The 17,576-nt window shown below is 70.3% G+C and carries 14 protein-coding genes; all 14 read left to right on the top strand.

From position 1 onward, the window contains the following. Positions 1–5 precede the first annotated feature (5 nt). The 14 genes from uvrC (at position 6) to ACFRKB_RS02285 (ending at position 17,557) form a co-directional block, all read left to right on the top strand. Positions 6–2,054, top strand: coding sequence for an excinuclease ABC subunit UvrC (gene uvrC, locus ACFRKB_RS02350; RefSeq protein WP_383102591.1), 2,049 nt, complete (start codon positions 6–8; stop codon positions 2,052–2,054). Then, a complete protein-coding gene (rapZ, locus tag ACFRKB_RS02345; protein WP_030353656.1) occupies positions 2,047–2,985 on the top strand; it encodes an RNase adapter RapZ in 939 nt (312 codons plus the stop codon). Before uvrC ends, rapZ begins: the two co-directional genes overlap by 8 nt. Then, positions 2,982–4,016: a gluconeogenesis factor YvcK family protein gene (locus tag ACFRKB_RS02340; RefSeq protein WP_383102589.1), complete on the top strand. Its 1,035-nt coding sequence runs from the start codon at positions 2,982–2,984 to the stop codon at positions 4,014–4,016. Before rapZ ends, ACFRKB_RS02340 begins: the two co-directional genes overlap by 4 nt. Further along, positions 4,007–4,996, top strand: coding sequence for a DNA-binding protein WhiA (gene whiA, locus ACFRKB_RS02335; protein ID WP_030353658.1), 990 nt, complete (start codon positions 4,007–4,009; stop codon positions 4,994–4,996). Before ACFRKB_RS02340 ends, whiA begins: the two co-directional genes overlap by 10 nt. A gap of 154 nt (positions 4,997–5,150) precedes the next feature. Then, positions 5,151–8,114, top strand: a complete 2,964-nt coding sequence (locus tag ACFRKB_RS02330) for a M14 family metallopeptidase (RefSeq protein ID WP_383102588.1) — start codon at positions 5,151–5,153, stop codon at positions 8,112–8,114. A gap of 183 nt (positions 8,115–8,297) precedes the next feature. Next, the gene (gene gap, locus ACFRKB_RS02325; RefSeq protein ID WP_383102586.1) at positions 8,298–9,302 is read left to right on the top strand and encodes a type I glyceraldehyde-3-phosphate dehydrogenase; all 1,005 of its coding nucleotides are present in this window, start codon (positions 8,298–8,300) and stop codon (positions 9,300–9,302) included. Positions 9,303–9,427: 125 nt separating this feature from the next. Then, positions 9,428–10,639 carry a phosphoglycerate kinase gene (locus tag ACFRKB_RS02320; protein ID WP_383102584.1) on the top strand — a complete coding sequence of 404 codons (1,212 nt, stop codon included), beginning with the start codon at positions 9,428–9,430 and terminating at the stop codon, positions 10,637–10,639. A gap of 7 nt (positions 10,640–10,646) precedes the next feature. Next, complete coding sequence (gene tpiA, locus ACFRKB_RS02315) at positions 10,647–11,441, top strand: triose-phosphate isomerase (protein ID WP_383102582.1); 795 nt, start codon at positions 10,647–10,649, stop codon at positions 11,439–11,441. 164 nt (positions 11,442–11,605) lie between these two features. Further along, positions 11,606–11,836, top strand: coding sequence for a preprotein translocase subunit SecG (gene secG / locus ACFRKB_RS02310; RefSeq protein ID WP_030753123.1), 231 nt, complete (start codon positions 11,606–11,608; stop codon positions 11,834–11,836). A 171-nt stretch (positions 11,837–12,007) separates the two neighbouring features. Further along, complete coding sequence (locus ACFRKB_RS02305; RefSeq protein WP_078615979.1) at positions 12,008–12,343, top strand: RNA polymerase-binding protein RbpA; 336 nt, start codon at positions 12,008–12,010, stop codon at positions 12,341–12,343. 203 nt (positions 12,344–12,546) lie between these two features. Continuing rightward, a complete protein-coding gene (locus ACFRKB_RS02300; RefSeq protein ID WP_383102581.1) occupies positions 12,547–13,758 on the top strand; it encodes an MFS transporter in 1,212 nt (403 codons plus the stop codon). 58 nt (positions 13,759–13,816) lie between these two features. Beyond that, positions 13,817–15,469: a glucose-6-phosphate isomerase gene (gene pgi / locus ACFRKB_RS02295; protein ID WP_383103251.1), complete on the top strand. Its 1,653-nt coding sequence runs from the start codon at positions 13,817–13,819 to the stop codon at positions 15,467–15,469. A 4-nt stretch (positions 15,470–15,473) separates the two neighbouring features. Next, positions 15,474–15,974, top strand: a complete 501-nt coding sequence (locus tag ACFRKB_RS02290) for a PH domain-containing protein (protein WP_383102579.1) — start codon at positions 15,474–15,476, stop codon at positions 15,972–15,974. Beyond that, on the top strand, positions 15,971–17,557 hold the full coding sequence (locus ACFRKB_RS02285) for a PH domain-containing protein (protein ID WP_383102577.1): 1,587 nt from the start codon (positions 15,971–15,973) through the stop codon (positions 17,555–17,557). Before ACFRKB_RS02290 ends, ACFRKB_RS02285 begins: the two co-directional genes overlap by 4 nt. Positions 17,558–17,576: the final 19 nt, after the last annotated feature.

Here is a 17,576-nt window from a genome sequence, read left to right as displayed (position 1 = left end):
ACGGCATGGCCGACCCCTCCAGCTACCGCCCCAAGCCGGGACAGATCCCCGACTCGCCGGGGGTCTACAGGTTCCGTGACGACCACCGGCGGGTGATCTATGTCGGGAAGGCGAAAAGCCTGCGTCAGCGGCTCGCCAACTACTTCCAGGACCTCTCGGGTCTGCACCCGCGCACCCGCACCATGGTCACCACCGCCGCGTCCGTCGAGTGGACCGTCGTCTCCACCGAGGTCGAGGCGCTCCAGCTGGAGTACTCCTGGATCAAGGAGTACGACCCCCGCTTCAACGTCAAGTACCGCGACGACAAGAGCTATCCGTTCCTCGCCGTCACGCTGAACGAGGAGTTCCCCCGGGTCCAGGTGATGCGCGGCGCCAAGAAGAAGGGCGTGCGCTACTTCGGCCCCTACGGACACGCCTGGGCGATTCGCGAGACCGTCGATCTGATGCTCCGTGTGTTTCCCGTACGGACGTGCTCCGCCGGGGTGTTCAAGAACGCAGCCCGGACCGGCCGCCCCTGTCTCCTCGGCTACATCGGCAAGTGCTCGGCGCCCTGCGTCGGCCGGGTCACCCCCGAGGAGCACCGCGAACTGGCCGAGGAATTCTGCGACTTCATGGCCGGCCGCACCGGCGCGTACATCCGCCGGCTCGAGCAGCGGATGACGGAGGCCGCCGAGGAGATGGAGTACGAGAAGGCGGGCCGGCTGCGGGACGACATAGGCGCGCTGCGCCGCGCGATGGAGAAGAACGCCGTCGTGCTCGCCGACGCCACGGACGCCGACCTCATCGCGGTGGCCGAGGACGAGCTGGAAGCGGCCGTACAGATCTTCCATGTCCGCGGCGGCCGGGTCCGCGGCCAGCGCGGCTGGGTCACCGACAAGGTCGAGGCCGTGGAGACGGCGGGGCTCGTCGAGCACGCGCTCCAGCAGCTGTACGGGGAGGAGAGCGGCGACGCCGTCCCCAAGGAGGTCCTTGTCCCCGCCCTGCCGGAGGACACGGAGGCGGTCACCCAGTGGCTGAGCGAGCGGCGCGGGTCCCAGGTCTCGCTGCGCATCCCGCAGCGCGGTGACAAGAAGGACCTGATGGCGACGGTCGGGCGCAATGCCCAGCAGTCGCTGGTCCTGCACAAGACCAGGCGCGCCAGCGATCTCACCACCCGCTCCCGGGCCCTGGAGGAGATCGCGGAGGCCCTCGGTCTGGACAGCGCGCCGCTGCGTATCGAGTGCTTCGACATCTCGCATCTCCAGGGTGACGATGTCGTGGCGTCCATGGTGGTCTTCGAGGACGGCCTCGCCCGTAAGGGTGAGTACCGCCGGTTCCAGATCAAGACTTTCGAGGGACAGGACGACGTCCGGTCGATGCACGAGGTCATCGGGCGGCGCTTCCGGCGCTATCTCCTTGAGAAGGAACGGACCGGGGAGTGGTCCGAGCAGCCGGAACAGCGGGCGGAACAGCTGGATCACGCGGAGGAGTCCGGGGACTCCTCCGCGAGGCCGGGCCCGCCGGAACAGCCCGGACGCGAGGACGACGGCCGCCCCAGACGCTTCGCCTACCCGCCCCAGCTGGTCGTCGTCGACGGCGGACAGCCGCAGGTCGCGGCGGCCAAGCGGGCCCTGGACGAGCTGGGCATCGACGATGTCGCCGTCTGCGGCCTCGCCAAGCGCCTCGAAGAGGTCTGGGTGCCCGGCGAGAGCGACCCGGTGGTCCTGCCCCGCTCCAGCGAGGGGCTCTATCTGCTCCAGCGCGTACGGGACGAGGCGCACCGATTCGCCATCACGTACCAGCGGGCCAAGCGGGCCAAGCGCGTCAGGTCCAGCCCGCTGGACGATGTGCCCGGCCTCGGAGAGTCCCGGAAGCAGTCGCTGATCAAGCATTTCGGCTCGGTGAAGAAGCTGCGGCAGGCGACAATCGACCAGATCTGTGAGGTGCCGGGCGTGGGCCGCAAAACGGCCGAGTCCGTCGTCGTGGCCTTCGCCAACGCGGCCCCGGCGGCACCCGCCGTGAACACGGCAACAGGAGAGATCATGGAAGACAACGGGGGCAGCACGCATGACTGAGCACGACCGGGACGGAGCAGGGCACGTGAGTACGGGCACCACAAACGAGACGGGTGAGGCCGTCGAGGCGGCCATCCCCGAACTGGTGATCATCTCCGGTATGTCGGGCGCGGGCCGCAGCACCGCGGCCAAGTGTCTGGAGGACCTCGGCTGGTTCGTCGTGGACAACCTGCCGCCCGCGCTGATCCCCACCATGGTGGAGCTCGGCGCCCGCTCGCAGGGCAATGTGGCGCGGATCGCGGTCGTGGTCGACGTACGGGGGCGGCGGTTCTTCGACAACCTCCGCGAATCCCTCGCCGATCTCGACGCCAAGGAGGTGACCCGCCGGGTCGTCTTCCTGGAGTCCTCCGACGAGGCGCTGGTGCGCCGCTTCGAATCCGTACGCCGCCCGCACCCGCTCCAGGGCGACGGCCGGATCGTGGACGGCATCGAGGCGGAGCGTGAGCTGCTGCGCGAGCTGCGCGGCGACGCGGATCTGGTGATCGACACCTCCAGCCTCAACGTCCACGAACTGCGGGCCAAGATGGACGCCCAGTTCGCCGGGGACGAGAAGCCGGAGCTGCGGGCCACCGTCATGTCGTTCGGCTACAAGTACGGCCTGCCGGTCGACGCCGACCTGGTGGTGGACTGCCGCTTCCTGCCCAACCCGCACTGGGTCCCCGAGCTGCGGCCCTTCACCGGGCTCAACGAGGAGGTGTCCGCGTATGTCTTCAACCAGCCGGGCGCCAAGGAGTTCCTCGACCGCTACACCGAGCTGCTCCAGCTGATCGCCGCGGGCTACCGCCGCGAGGGCAAGCGCTATGTGACCGTCGCCGTCGGCTGTACCGGCGGCAAACACCGTTCCGTCGCCATGTCCGAGAGGCTCGGCGCGCGTCTCGCCTCCGAAGGCATCGAGACCGTCGTCGTCCACCGGGACATGGGGCGCGAGTGACCGGACGCACCTTCCGCATGCGCCGACTGCGCAGGGGTGTCCCCGCGCTGTCGGCGCGGGGGCGCGGCGCCCAGCCCAAGGTCGTCGCGCTCGGCGGCGGGATGGGCCTGTCCGCCTCCCTCGCGGCGCTCCGCCGGATCACCGGCGATCTCACCGCCGTCGTCACCGTCGCCGACGACGGCGGCTCCAGCGGCCGGCTCCGGGAGGAGCTGGGCGTCCTGCCGCCCGGCGATCTGCGCAAGGCGCTGGCGGCGCTCTGCGGTGACGACGACTGGGGCCAGACCTGGGCGCGGGTGATCCAGCACCGCTTCCAGTCGCAGGGTGACCTCCACGAGCACGCGGTGGGCAATCTGCTGATCGTCGCCCTCTGGGAGCAGCTGGGCGACCATGTGCAGGCCCTCGATCTGGTCGGCAAACTCCTCGGGGCGCACGGCCGGGTGCTGCCCATGTCCGCCGTACCGCTGGAGCTCCAGGCGCTCGTACGGGGCCATGACCCGGGGCGGCCCGACCAGGTCGACACGGTGCGCGGCCAGGCCACCGTCGCGCTCACCCGCGGTGAGGTGCAGTCCGTCCATCTGGTGCCGCACGACCCGCCGGCCGTCCCCGAGGCGGTCGCCGCGGTGCTGGACGCCGACTGGGTGGTGCTCGGCCCCGGCTCCTGGTTCTCCTCGGTGATCCCGCATCTTCTGGTGCCCGAGCTGCTCGACGCGCTCGTCGAGACGAAGGCGCGCCGGGTCCTCTCACTGAACCTCGCGCCCCAACCCGGTGAAACCGAAGGCTTCTCACCGCAGCGTCATTTGGAGGTTTTGGGGCGACACGCCCCTAAACTCGCCCTGGACGTGGTGCTGGCCGACCAGGCCGCCGTGCCCGACCGCGATTCACTCTCCGACGCCGCCCAGCGGTTCGGGGCCGCGGTCGAGCTGGCGCCGGTGGCAGCGCCCGACAGTTCCCCGGTCCATGATCCGGAGCTGTTGGCAGCCGCGTACGACCGTATTTTTCGGATGCATGGAAGGATCGGCCCATGGCGATGACGCCAGCGGTGAAGGATGAGATCGCCCGCCTCCCCGTCACCCGGACGTGCTGCAGGAAGGCTGAGGTCTCGGCGATCCTCCGGTTCGCGGGCGGGCTGCACCTGGTGAGCGGACGCATTGTGATCGAGGCGGAGCTGGACACCAGCATCGCCGCGCGCCGGCTCCGTAAGGACATCCTGGAGATCTTCGGGCACAACTCCGAGCTCGTCGTGATGGCCCCGGGCGGACTGCGCCGCGGCAGCCGTTACGTCGTACGGGTGATTACGGGCGGTGATCAGCTGGCCCGGCAGACCGGACTGGTCGACGGCCGGGGCCGCCCGATCCGCGGACTGCCCCCGCAGGTCGTCTCCGGTGCCACCTGTGACGCGGAGGCGGCCTGGCGCGGCGCGTTCCTGGCGCACGGCTCGCTCACCGAGCCCGGCCGCTCCTCCTCGCTGGAGGTGACGTGCCCGGGTCCCGAGGCGGCCCTCGCGCTGGTCGGTGCCGCCCGCAGGCTCCAGATCGCCGCCAAGGCCCGTGAGGTGCGCGGGGTGGACCGGGTGGTCGTACGGGACGGTGACGCGATCGGCGCGCTGCTGACCCGGCTCGGCGCCCATGAGTCGGTGCTGGCCTGGGAGGAGCGGCGGATGCGCCGCGAGGTCCGCGCCACGGCCAACCGCCTCGCCAACTTCGACGACGCGAATCTGCGCCGGTCCGCGCGGGCCGCGGTCGCGGCGGGCGCACGGGTGCAGCGCGCGCTGGAGATCCTCGGCGAGGAGGTGCCCGAGCATCTCGCCGCCGCGGGCCGGCTGCGGATGGAGCACAAGCAGGCATCCCTGGAGGAGTTGGGCGCGCTCGCCGACCCGCCGCTCACCAAGGACGCGGTCGCGGGCCGGATCCGGCGGCTGCTGGCCATGGCCGACAAGCGGGCCCAGGACCTCGGGATTCCGGGTACGGAGTCCAATCTGAGCGAGGATCTGGCCGACGGCCTCGTCGGCTGACCTGGCCCGCTGTTCCCAACTGTCCGCTGCCGGCCCCGAATAGGTGTCGGCAGCAGGCATTTTGCGGCTCCTTGATACACCCTTGACATGATCATGGAGGGTGGTGAGCCTGGCGTCTGTCCACGGACGTGGCAGACAACAGCAAGGGGGGCACATGAGACGAAGAGCGGGATCGATCCTCGCGGCGGGCGCGTTGCTGCTGGCGGGTATCACGGCGGCACCGGCCGCCCAGGCACGGCCCGGATCCGCGCCGGGAGCCGAGGCGGCGCCGGGCGCGGACGCCGTGAAGGTCTTCGACGCAGAGGTCACCAAGGAGCAGATACCGCTGCTCCTCGCGGCCGGTCAGGACGCCCATGAACTGACGGAGCGGGCGCCCGAGAAGGGGACGGCGAACGTCGAGCTGTTCCTCACCGACGCGCAGGCCCGCGCCCTCGCGAAGCAGGGCGTCGAGGCCACCGAGCGGAAGGTCTCCGCGAAGGCGGGGGCCCGGCTGCGGGCGGCGGGGGACGGGGTGTTCCGCCCGTACAGCGGCGCGGGCAACCTCCAGGAGGAGATCGTCGAGACCGGGCAGGCCAACCCCGGGATCGCCAAGGTCGTGTCCATCGGCAAGACCCTCAAGGGCCAGGACATCCTGGCCCTCAAGCTCAGCAAGGGGGCGCGGACCACCAAGGACGGGGCCAAGCCGTCCGTGCTGTACATGTCCAACCAGCACGCCAGGGAGTGGATCACTCCCGAGATGACGCGCCGGCTGATGCACCACTACATCGACAACTACGGCAAGGACCGGCGGATCACCCGGATCGTCGACTCCACCGAACTGTGGTTCGTCCTCTCCGCCAACCCGGACGGCTACGACTTCACCCACAGCTCCGAGAGCAACCGGCTGTGGCGCAAGAACCTCCGTGACGTCAACGGGGACGGGCAGATCACCTCCGGCGACGGCGTCGACCTCAACCGGAACTTCCCCTACAAGTGGGGCTACGACGACGAGGGCTCCTCGCCCCGGCCCGCCAGCGAGACCTACCGCGGCGCGGGACCCGGCTCCGAGCCCGAGACCCAGGCGATCGACCGCTTCCAGAAGCGCATCGGCTTCGACTACGGCATCAACTACCACTCCGCCGCCGAACTGCTGCTCTACGGCGTGGGCTGGCAGGTCGCCACCCCGACGCCCGACGACGTGCTCTACAAGGCGCTGGCGGGCACCCCCGACAACCCCGCGGTCCCCGGCTACTACCCGCAGGTCTCCTCCGAGCTCTACACCACCAACGGCGAGGCCGACGGGCACGCGGCGAACGTCAACGGAACGATGATGTTCACCCCGGAGATGACCACCTGCCAGACCGCGTCCGCGATCGACCCGGACGACGCCTGGGAGGCCAAGGACTGCCGCTCCGGCTTCAACTTCCCCGACGACGAGAAGCTGATCCAGGACGAGTTCGCCAAGAACGTCCCCTTCGCGCTCTCCGTCGCCGAGACCGCCGCCCACCCCGACCAGCCCTCCTCCGCGGTCGGCCTGACCGCCCCCGACTTCACCCCCGACCCGTTCACCACCTCGTACGCGCGCGACAGTGACCAGGAGGTCTCCGTCACGGCCCGCAAGTCGGTCCGGGACAAGGAGCTCAACTACCGCGTCAACGGCGGCCGTACGCACGACGAGAAACTCAAGTCCTGGAAGGGCGGCGAGACCTACGGAGGCGAGGACAACCTCCACTTCGACGAGTACCGCGCCGAGATCGAGGACGCTCGTCCGGGTGACACCGTCGAGGTCTGGTTCACCGGACGGACGAAGAGCGGAAAGCCCACCTCCAGTGAGCACTTCAGCTACACCGTCGCCGAACGCCCCCGCGCCGACACGCTCGTGATCGCCGAGGAGGGCGCGCCCGCGCAGCAGCTCCGCGCCTACACCGACGCCCTGCGCGCCAACGGCCGTACCGCCGCCGTCTGGGATGTCGCCACCCAGGGCGCACCGCACCCGCTGGGCGTCCTCGGCCACTTCTCCACCGCGGTCCACTACACCGGCGCGGCGGCCCCGGGCGGGCCCACGCAGCTGGCCCTGCGCGCCTTCCTCAACGAGGGCGGCAAGCTGATCGAGGCCGGCCGGCGCGCGGGCGGCAACGCCCAGGTCGGACGGACCCTGACGAACGACTTCAGCCAGTACTACCTGGGCGCGTACGGACGGACGTCCACGTCGGGCGCCACCGGCTTCACCGGTACGGGATCGCTCGCGGGGGCGGCCGGATCGCTCGCCGGGCTGCCCGGCAACCCGCTGGACCCCGCGGGCGCCTACACCGTCACCTCCGACGTCCTCGACCCGAAGGCGTTCCCGCAGTTCAAGAGCGCCGAGTCGGGCTCGTACACGGGGGTCACGAACCCGTACGCCCCGTACGCCGGCCAGTGGATGGCGGCGGCCCTCCACCAGGACAACGAGTGGAGCCGGCTCACCCGCACCGTCGACCTCACCGGTGTCAGCGCCGCCGACAAGCCCGCGCTCCGCTTCGCGCTCAACTGGAACACGGAGCAGGGGTACGACCACGCCGTCCTGGAGGCCCGCACCGCCGGGGCCGAGGACTGGACCACGCTTCCCGAGGCCGGCGGCGCGACCAGCACGGCCGTCCCCGCGGAGTGCGAGGCCGGGTTCTACCTCGAAGGCCATCCGTTCCTCGGCCACTATCTGACCCTCGGCGCGGACGGCTGCGCGGCGACCGGGACCAGCGGCTCCTGGAACAGCTTCACCGGCAGCTCGAACGGCTGGCGTCAGGTCTCCTTCGACCTGAGCGCCTACGCGGGCAAGAAGGCCGAGATCTCGCTCAGCTACATCACCGACCCCGGCAGCGGCGGACTCGGGCTCTTCGCGGACGACGCGAGGCTCGTCGTGGGCGGCGCGGACCGCGAGTCGGAGGGCTTCGAGACCTCTCTCGGCGTCTGGACCACGCCCGGCGCGCCGGCCGGCAGCCCCGTCGTGCAGGGGGACTGGGCGCGCGCCCAGGAGCTGTTCACCTCCTCTGCCTCCGTCACTACGCGTAACACCGTGCTGTTCGGTTTCGGCCTGGAGCATGTGCCGGACGCCGGGGAGCGCGCGGCGCTGCTCGGCAAGGCGCTGCGCGCCCTGCGGCGCTGAGCCCTGGGCACCGGGTCCGCGGCGGCTCGTCAACCCGTACGAACGGGTTCGGGCCGCCGCGGGTCCGCGGGGCCACTCGATGTCACCGCGCGGCCCGTGGAGAGGTAGGGTCATAAGCGGTCGGGGACATCCCATACAACTCGCCGGCGTCGAAAACCGGCGTACCAACGAGGAGATCGGTTCGTGACGATCCGCGTAGGCATCAACGGCTTTGGCCGCATCGGTCGTAACTACTTCCGCGCGCTGCTGGAGCAGGGTGCAGACATCGAGATCGTGGCTGTCAACGACCTGGGTGACACCGCGACCACGGCGCATCTGCTGAAGTACGACACCATCCTGGGCCGCCTCAAGGCCGAGGTGACCCACACCGCCGACACGATCACGGTCGACGGCCACACCATCAAGGTGCTCTCGGAGCGCAACCCGGCCGACATCCCCTGGGGTGAGCTGGGTGTCGACATCGTCATCGAGTCCACGGGCATCTTCACCAAGAAGGCCGATGCCTCGAAGCACCTCGCGGGCGGCGCCAAGAAGGTTCTCATCTCGGCTCCGGCCAAGGACGAGGACATCACCATCGTGATGGGCGTCAACCAGGACAAGTACGACGCTGCCGCGCACCACGTCATCTCGAACGCCTCCTGCACCACCAACTGTGTGGCGCCGATGGCCAAGGTTCTTCTGGAGAACTTCGGCGTCGTCAAGGGCATGATGACGACGGTCCACGCGTACACGAACGACCAGCGCATCCTGGACTTCCCGCACAGCGACCTGCGCCGCGCGCGTGCCGCCGCGGAGAACATCATTCCGACCACCACCGGTGCCGCCAAGGCCACCGCGCTGGTGATCCCGGAGCTGGCGGGCAAGCTCGACGGCATCGCGATGCGCGTCCCGGTCCCGACGGGCTCCGTCACCGACCTCGTCATCGAGCTGGAGCGCGAGGTGACCAAGGACGAGGTCAACACCGCGTTCCAGAAGGCCGCCGAGGGCCAGCTCAAGGGCATCCTGGACTACACCGAGGACGCGATCGTCTCCTCGGACATCGTCAACTGGCCGGCCTCCTGCACGTTCGACTCCTCCCTGACCATGGTCCAGGGCAAGAACGTCAAGGTCATCGGCTGGTACGACAACGAGTGGGGCTACTCCAACCGTCTGGTCGACCTGACCGTCTTCGTCGGCGGCCAGCTCTGATTCAGGGCCGCTGAGTTCAGGGCCGGTAGGCATCTCGGTATGAGCGACAGGGCTCGGCCGGCGCACATGCGGCGCTGTTCGAGCCCTGTTGGCCTGTCCAGACATCCCAAGGAGTCCCGCAGCAGATGAAGACGATCGACGAACTTCTCGCCGAAGGGGTCGCGGGAAAGCGGGTATTCGTCCGCGCCGACCTCAATGTGCCGCTCGCCGGCACCACCATCACCGACGACGGCCGTATCCGCGCCGTACAGCCGACGGTCGCCCGGCTCGCCGAGGCCGGCGCCCGGGTCATCGTCGCCTCCCACCTGGGCCGCCCCAAGGGCGCCCCGGACCCCGCTTTCTCGCTCGCCCCCGCCGCCGCGCGCCTCGGTGAACTCCTGGGCGCCGACGTGGCGTTCGCGACCGACACGGTCGGCGAGTCCGCCAGGGCCGTCGTCGCGGGCCTGGCCGACGGCCGGGTCGCCGTCCTGGAGAACCTTCGCTTCAACCCGGGCGAGACCTCGAAGGACGACGCCGAGCGCGGCGCCTTCGCCGACGACCTCGCCGGGCTGGCCGATCTCTATGTGGGCGACGGCTTCGGGGCCGTCCACCGCAAGCACGCCTCCGTCTACGATCTGCCGGCCCGTCTGCCGCACGCCGCGGGCTATCTGATCGCCACCGAGGTCGGTGTGCTCAAGAAGCTCACCGACGACGTCAAGCGGCCCTACGCCGTGGTCCTCGGCGGCGCCAAGGTCTCCGACAAGCTCGGCGTCATCGACCATCTCCTGGAGAAGGCCGACCGCATCCTGATCGGCGGCGGCATGGTCTTCACCTTCCTCAAGGCGCAGGGCCACGAGACCGGCTCCTCGCTGCTCCAGGAGGACCAGATCCCGGCGGTCCAGGAGTATCTGAGGCGCGCCGACGAGCGCGGGGTGGAGTTCGTGCTCCCCGTGGACGTCCTGGTCGCCCCGGAGTTCCCGGACCTCAGGACCAAGGCCCCGGCCCACCCCGCGACGGTGGCCGCGGACGCCATTCCGGCCGGACAGATGGGCCTGGACATCGGCCCCGAGACCGGCCGGCTGTACGCCTCGAAGCTCGCCGACGCGGAGACCGTCTTCTGGAACGGTCCCATGGGCGTCTTCGAGCACCCCGACTACGCCGAGGGCACCAAGGCCGTTGCCCAGGCGCTCGTCGACTCCCCGGGCTTCTCCGTCGTCGGCGGTGGCGACTCCGCCGCCGCCGTCCGGATCCTGGGCTTCGACGAAAAGGCATTCGGCCATATCTCGACCGGTGGCGGCGCGAGCCTCGAATATCTTGAGGGCAAGACGCTCCCCGGCCTCGCGGCACTGGAGGACTGACCCCCGTATGACTGCTTCATCCGAAAACGCCGGCCGTACCCCGCTGATGGCGGGCAACTGGAAGATGAACCTCAACCACCTTGAGGCCATCGCCCATGTCCAGAAGCTCGCCTTCGCGCTGGCCGACAAGGACTACGACGCCGTCGAGGTCGCCGTGCTGGCGCCCTTCACCGACCTGCGGTCCGTGCAGACCCTGGTCGACGGCGACAAGCTCAAGATCAAGTACGGCGCCCAGGACATCTCGGCACATGATTCCGGCGCGTACACCGGTGAGATCTCGGGCCCGATGCTGTCGAAGCTGAAGTGCGCCTATGTCGCCGTGGGCCACTCCGAGCGGCGGCAGTACCACGCCGAGACGGACGAGATCTGCAACGCCAAGGTGAAGGCCGCGTTCAAGCACGGTCTGACCCCGATCCTCTGTGTCGGGGAGGGCCTGGACATCCGCAAGGCGGGCCGGCAGGTCGAGCACACGCTGCGGCAGCTCGACGGCGGTCTCAAGGACGTACCGGCCGACCAGGCCGAGTCCGTCGTGATCGCGTACGAGCCGGTGTGGGCCATCGGCACCGGCGAGGTCGCCACCCCGGAGGACGCCCAGGAGGTCTGCGGGGCGATCCGCGGCCGGCTGGCCGAGCTGTACTCGCGGGAGCTGGCCGACAAGGTCCGGATCCAGTACGGCGGCTCGGTGAAGTCCGGGAACGTGGCCGCGATCATGGCGCAGCCCGATGTGGACGGCGCTCTGGTGGGCGGCGCGGCGCTGGACGCCGACGAGTTCGTCAAGATCGTACGCTTCCGCGACCAGTAAGTATGCGGTAGCACGGATCCGTCGTACCCTGGCGGGGGCCGAGAGGACGCCGTCCGTGTGCGCATGGCGCGACCATGCGTATCGGAGGCGGCCCGTCGGTCCCCGTCGTTCGTTTTCAGTCCTGTCGGTCCTGTCAGTCCGAGGAAGTTGGTCCAGCCGTGGTTATGGGGTTCTCGATCGCCCTCATCGTCTTCAGCCTGCTGCTGATGCTGCTGGTGCTGATGCACAAGGGGAAGGGCGGCGGCCTCTCCGACATGTTCGGTGGCGGAATGCAGTCGTCCGTCGGTGGTTCCTCCGTCGCGGAGCGTAACCTCGACCGCATCACCGTGGTTGTCGGTCTGCTGTGGTTCGCGTGCATTGTCGTTCTCGGTCTGCTGCTGAAGCTGGACAGCTGACCGTACGCACGGTACGGCGGCGCGGGCGCGGCCTATCATGGGTTCCGCGCCCGGCGGCAGGGGGGTAACTCCCTTCACTGGACGCGCGTTGGGCCTTACGTAGACTGGGGCGCCCGGCAGCGGAGCTGCCTCTCGATGCTTTGCGGCACCATCACGCAGGGAGTTACGACCGTGGCAAGTGGCAACGCGATCCGGGGAAGCCGGGTCGGAGCGGGGCCGATGGGTGAGGCCGAGCGTGGCGAGTCCGCGCCACGCCTGCGCATCTCCTTCTGGTGCTCGAACGGGCATGAGACGGTGCCGAGCTTCGCCAGTGACGCGCAGGTTCCGGAGACGTGGGACTGCCCGCGCTGCGGATTCCCGGCCGGTCAGGACCGGGACAATCCGCCGGACCCGCCGCGCACCGAGCCGTACAAGACGCACCTCGCGTATGTACGGGAACGGCGCAGCGACGCGGACGGTGAAGCGATCCTCGCCGAAGCGCTCGCCAAACTTCGCGGCGAGATCTAGTGCCCCTCCCGGCAACGTTTGCCCCGTCGCGCAAACATTGCCGGTCGCGGCACTAGTCACGTTTTACCGGCCGGACACCCAACAGGTGTCCGGCCGAACCGTTTCTGTCCTGCTTTGCCCCCCTTTCGGGGTGCCGATCGGCGACCTCGCGTTGTCAGTGGCACCGCCTACGGTTCTGAATCAGTGGACCGGAAGGGGAAGTTGTGACGGCGACCGAGGCTGTGGACGTACGGACGCCCGCGTGGCGCGGGGGGTTCGGCCGGCTCTGGTCGGCCGCGGTCGTCTCGCGGTTCGGTGACGCGCTGCGGACGGCGGCGCTGCCGCTGCTCGCCGCCTCGCTCACGGACGATCCGCTGCTGATCGCCTCGGTGACGGCCTGCGGGTATCTGCCGTGGCTGCTGTTCGGACTGCTCGGCGGCGCGCTCGCGGACCGGGTCGACCAGCGGCGGGCGATGTGGAGCGTCGATCTGGTACGGGGCGTGCTGATGGCGGCCTTCGCGGCGGCCGTCGCCCTCGGCCAGGCGTCGATCGCGCTGCTGCTGGCGCTCGCCTTCACGCTCACCACGCTCCAGACGCTGTTCGACAACGCGGCCACGGCGCTGCTGCCGTCGCTGGTGCCGCGGCAGGCGCTCGGCAGTGCCAACGCCCGGCTGATGACCGGACAGCAGATCGCGAGCGGCTTTCTCGCGGCCCCGCTCGTGCCCGTGCTGCTGCTCGTCGGCGTGGCGATGCCGCATGTGGCCAATGCGCTCACCTATGGGGTGGCCGCGCTGCTGATCGCCTCGCTACGGGCCGAGCCGCCGGAGCGGGCGCCCCGGAAGACGGGCTCCACACTGCGCGGCGAGATCGCCGAGGGGATACGCGCGCTGTGGCGGGACCGCACGTTGCGCGGGCTGTGTCTGGCGACGACGCTCGTCAATATCGGGATGGGCGCCGTGATCGCGACGCTGGTGCTGCATGTCACGGGCTGGCTGGACGCGGGGAACAGCGGATTCGCCGTGACGCTCACCGCCTACGGGGTGGGCAGTGTGGTGGGCGGGCTGCTGGCCAAGCGCCTCGCCGAGCGGACGGGCCGCATACGCGCCGTCTTCCTCGCCGGGGCCGTTCAGACCGGCTGTCTGGTCGCGCTGGGAACGGTGCGTGAGACCTGGGCGGCGACCGTCTGCCTCGGTGTCTTCGGCGTCATGGGCATGGTGTGGAATGTGAACCAGGCGACGCTGACGCAGGAGCGCAGCCCGGCCGAGATGCTGGGCCGGATCAGCGCGGCGTTCCGTACGCTCGCCGTCGCGGGGGCGCCGTTCGGGGCGCTGCTGGGCGGTGTGGCGGCGGCCGGCTGGGGGCTCAACACCCCCGCCCTGCTGGCGGCCGGGCTGTTCCTGCTCGGCGCCGCGTCGCTGGGCCCCCTGATCAATTAGGTTGGTCGGGCAACAGGGCATGCACGCAGGCACGAGAAGAAGTGGGCTGATGTCCGAGATGAACGCGGAAAGCCGTACCAGGCTGACCCGGACGCCCGAGTGGAACGCACTGGGCAAGCACCGGGAGCAGCTGGGGCAGACGCATCTGCGGGAGCTGTTCGCCGCCGACCCGGCGCGCGGCGCCCGCCACACCCTCCAGGTGGGCGACCTCTACCTGGACTACTCCAAGCATCTGGTGACCGACGAGACACTGGCGCTGCTGCGCGAGCTGGCTGCCGCCACCGGGGTCGCCGAGCTGCGGGACGCGATGTTCCGCGGCGAGAAGATCAACACCACCGAGGACCGCGCCGTGCTGCACACGGCGCTGCGCGCCCCGCGTGACGCCGTCATCGAGGTCGACGGCGAGAATGTCGTACCGGCGGTGCACGCCGTGCTCGACAAGATGAGCGCCTTCTCCGACCGGATCAGGTCCGGCGAGTGGACCGGCCACACCGGCCGGCCCATCAAGAACGTCGTCAACGTCGGTATCGGCGGCTCCGACCTCGGGCCCGCGATGGCGTACGAGGTGCTGCGGTCCTTCACCGACCGCGGGCTGACGGTGCGGTTCGTCTCCAATGTCGACGGAGCCGATCTGCACGAGGCCGTACGGGATCTGGACCCGGCCGAGACGCTGTTCATCATCGCGTCCAAGACCTTCACCACCATCGAGACCATCACCAACGCCACTTCCGCGCGCGACTGGCTGCTGAGTGGGCTCGGGGCGGGACAGGAAGCCGTCGCCAAGCACTTCGTGGCGCTCTCCACGAACAGCGCGAAGGTCTCCGAGTTCGGTATCGACACGGCCAATATGTTCGAGTTCTGGGACTGGGTCGGCGGGCGCTACTCGTACGACTCGGCCATCGGGCTCTCGCTGATGATCGCGATCGGCCCCGACCGGTTCCGCGAGATGCTCGACGGCTTCCATCTCGTCGACGAGCACTTCCGCAACGCCCCTCCGGAGAGCAACGCACCGCTGCTGCTCGGGCTGCTGGGCGTCTGGTACGGGGGGTTCTTCGACGCCCAGTCGCACGCGGTCCTCCCGTACAGCCACTATCTGTCGAAGTTCACCGCCTATCTCCAGCAGCTGGACATGGAGTCCAACGGCAAGTCGGTGGACCGTGACGGCAATCCCGTCGACTGGCAGACCGGGCCCGTCGTCTGGGGTACGCCGGGCACCAACGGGCAGCACGCGTACTACCAGTTGATCCACCAGGGCACGAAGGTCATCCCGGCCGACTTCATCGGCTTCGCCCGGCCGGTCGAGGATCTGGCGCCCGGCCTGGTCGCGCAGCACGATCTGCTCATGGCCAACTTCTTCGCGCAGACGCAGGCGCTCGCCTTCGGCAAGACGCCCGAGGAGGTACGGGCCGAGGGGGTGGCCGAGGAGCTGGTGCCGCACAAGACGTTCCGCGGCAACCACCCGACGACCACGATCCTCGCCGAATCGCTCACCCCGTCCGTCCTGGGCCAGCTGATCGCGCTCTACGAGCACAAGGTGTTCGTCCAGGGCGCCATCTGGAACATCGACTCCTTCGACCAGTGGGGTGTCGAGCTGGGCAAGGTCCTCGCCAAGAGGATCGAGCCCGTCCTCACCGGTGACGAGCCGGGCGAGGGCCTGGACTCCTCGACGGCCACGCTGGTCGAGGCGTACCGCGGGCTGCGGGGGCGCTGAGCCGATGACGGGGGAGGGGGCCCGACGGCTGCGACCGCCGAGCAACACGCTGGACAGGCGCGCCATCGCCTGGTGGCGCACGCAATGGCTGCTGCTGACCGCGGGCCCGGTGGGGGTCCTGGCCGTGCTGGGGGCGCTCATCACCCCGGCACGGCCATGGCTGCTGGGCCCGGCCGTCGTGCTGGCGGTGCTCGGGCTGGCCTGTGCGGGTCTGATACCCGGGTGGTGGTACAGGGTGCACCGCTGGGAGGTGACGGACGAGGCGGTCTATGTCCGCACCGGCTTCTTCTGGCAGGAGTGGCGGATCGCGCCGATGTCCCGGATCCAGACCGTGGACACCGTGCGCGGTCCGCTGGAGCAGCTGTTCAAGCTCTCCACGGTGATCGTCACGACCGCGTCGTCCAAGGGCGCCGTGCGGATCGAGGGGCTCGACCATGAGCTGGCCGCCGGGCTGGCCGAGCAGTTGACGCATATCACCCAGGCCACTCCCGGGGACGCGACATGAGCGAGCCCGCGGGGTTCGGGGGGCCCGCGGAGGGGGAGTGGCGGCGGCTGGACCGGCGTACGCTCCTGGTCACCACCGTGATCATGATCGGGGTCGTGATCGGCGCCGGTGTGCCGGCCGCCGTCGGTATGGCGGGCGGCCTGGGGCTTGCGCAGGCGGTCGGCTGGGTGACCGCCGGCGCCGTGCTGCTGATCATCTGCGGTACGGGCGGGGACTACATACGGTGGCGCCGCACCCGCTACCGGATAGGGTCCGAGCGCGCCGAGCTCCATACCGGGCTGTTCCTGCTGAAGCGCCGGTCGCTGGCCCGCGAGCGGATCCGCAGCGTCGATCTGACGGCCCACCCCCTGCTCCGGGTCCTCGGGCTGGTGAAGGTCCGGATCGGCACCGGCGAGCAGACCGGTGCCGGGGAATCCACGCTGGAACTCGACCCCGTCACCCGCGCCGAGGGCGAGCGGCTCAGAAGAGAGCTGCTCGACCGGGCACCGGGGAAGCCCGGGGCGTACGGCGACGGCACGCTGGCCTCCTTCGACCGGCGGTGGATCCGGTACGCGCCGCTCTCCTTCGCCGCCCCGCTGCTCGGTGCCTCGGCGGCCGGCGGGCTGGTGCAGCTCAGCGACTGGTTCGGCGTGCAGCTGCGGCTCTTCGCCTGGCTGGGCGACTACTTCCGGGCCGTCTCGGTCCTCTGGGGGAGCCTGGTCCTGCTCGCCGTGCTGGCCCTCGCGGGGGCCATAGGGGCGCTGGGCCTGTGGATCGAGATGTGGTGGAACTACCGCCTTGAGCGCGAGCCCGGCCGTACGCTCCGGGTCCGCCGCGGACTGCTCACCTCACGCTCCGTCTCCATCGAGGAGCGCCGGCTGCGCGGTGTGGAGCTGGTCGAGCCGCTCGGGGTCCGGATGGCGGGCGCGGCCAGGGTGGACGCGGTCGCCACCGGCTTCGCCCAGGAGGAAGAGGACATGCGCAGCGACAAGAAGACGCTGCTGCCCGCCGCGCCCCGGGCGCTCGCGGACGCGGTGGCGGCGCAGGTGCTGCGCGAGCCCGTGTCCCCGACGAACAGCGTGACCCTGCTTCCGCACCCACGGGCCGCGCGCGGGCGCCGGCTGCGCTGGGCCGTGGCGTACGCACTGCTGCCGGTCGTGATCCTCGCCGTCCTCGGCCTGCTGCTGACCGATGTCCTGCTGACCGTCGCGGCGGTCTGCGCGGTGATCCTGCTGCCGGTGGCCGTCCTGTTCGCCCTCGACGCCTACCGCAATCTGGGCCATGGCCTCAGCGGCGGCTATCTCGTCGCCCGCTCCGGCACCCTGCGCCGTACGACGGTCGCCCTCCAGCGCGGCGGGGTGATCGGCTGGACGGTCAAGCAGTCGTACTTCCAGCGCCGCGCGGGCCTGGTGACGCTGACGGCGACGACGGCCGCGGGCGAGGGCGGGTACCACGTGTACGACGCGGCGCGGGGCGAGGGCCTGGCCTTCGCGGACGAGGCGGTCCCGGGCCTGCTGGCCCCCTTCCTGGAGCCGGAGCCGGAGCCGGAGCCGGAGCCGGAGCTGGAGCCGGACCGGGACCGGATGCCTCGCGAAAAAACGTAGGACGTGGCGCGCGCGTACG

The sequence above is a fragment of the Streptomyces scopuliridis genome (assembly GCF_042790125.1).
Lineage (GTDB): Bacteria > Actinomycetota > Actinomycetes > Streptomycetales > Streptomycetaceae > Streptomyces > Streptomyces scopuliridis_A.
The sequence above is the reverse complement of the archived record's forward strand: the minus strand, read 5'-3'. Positions and strand labels throughout refer to the sequence as shown.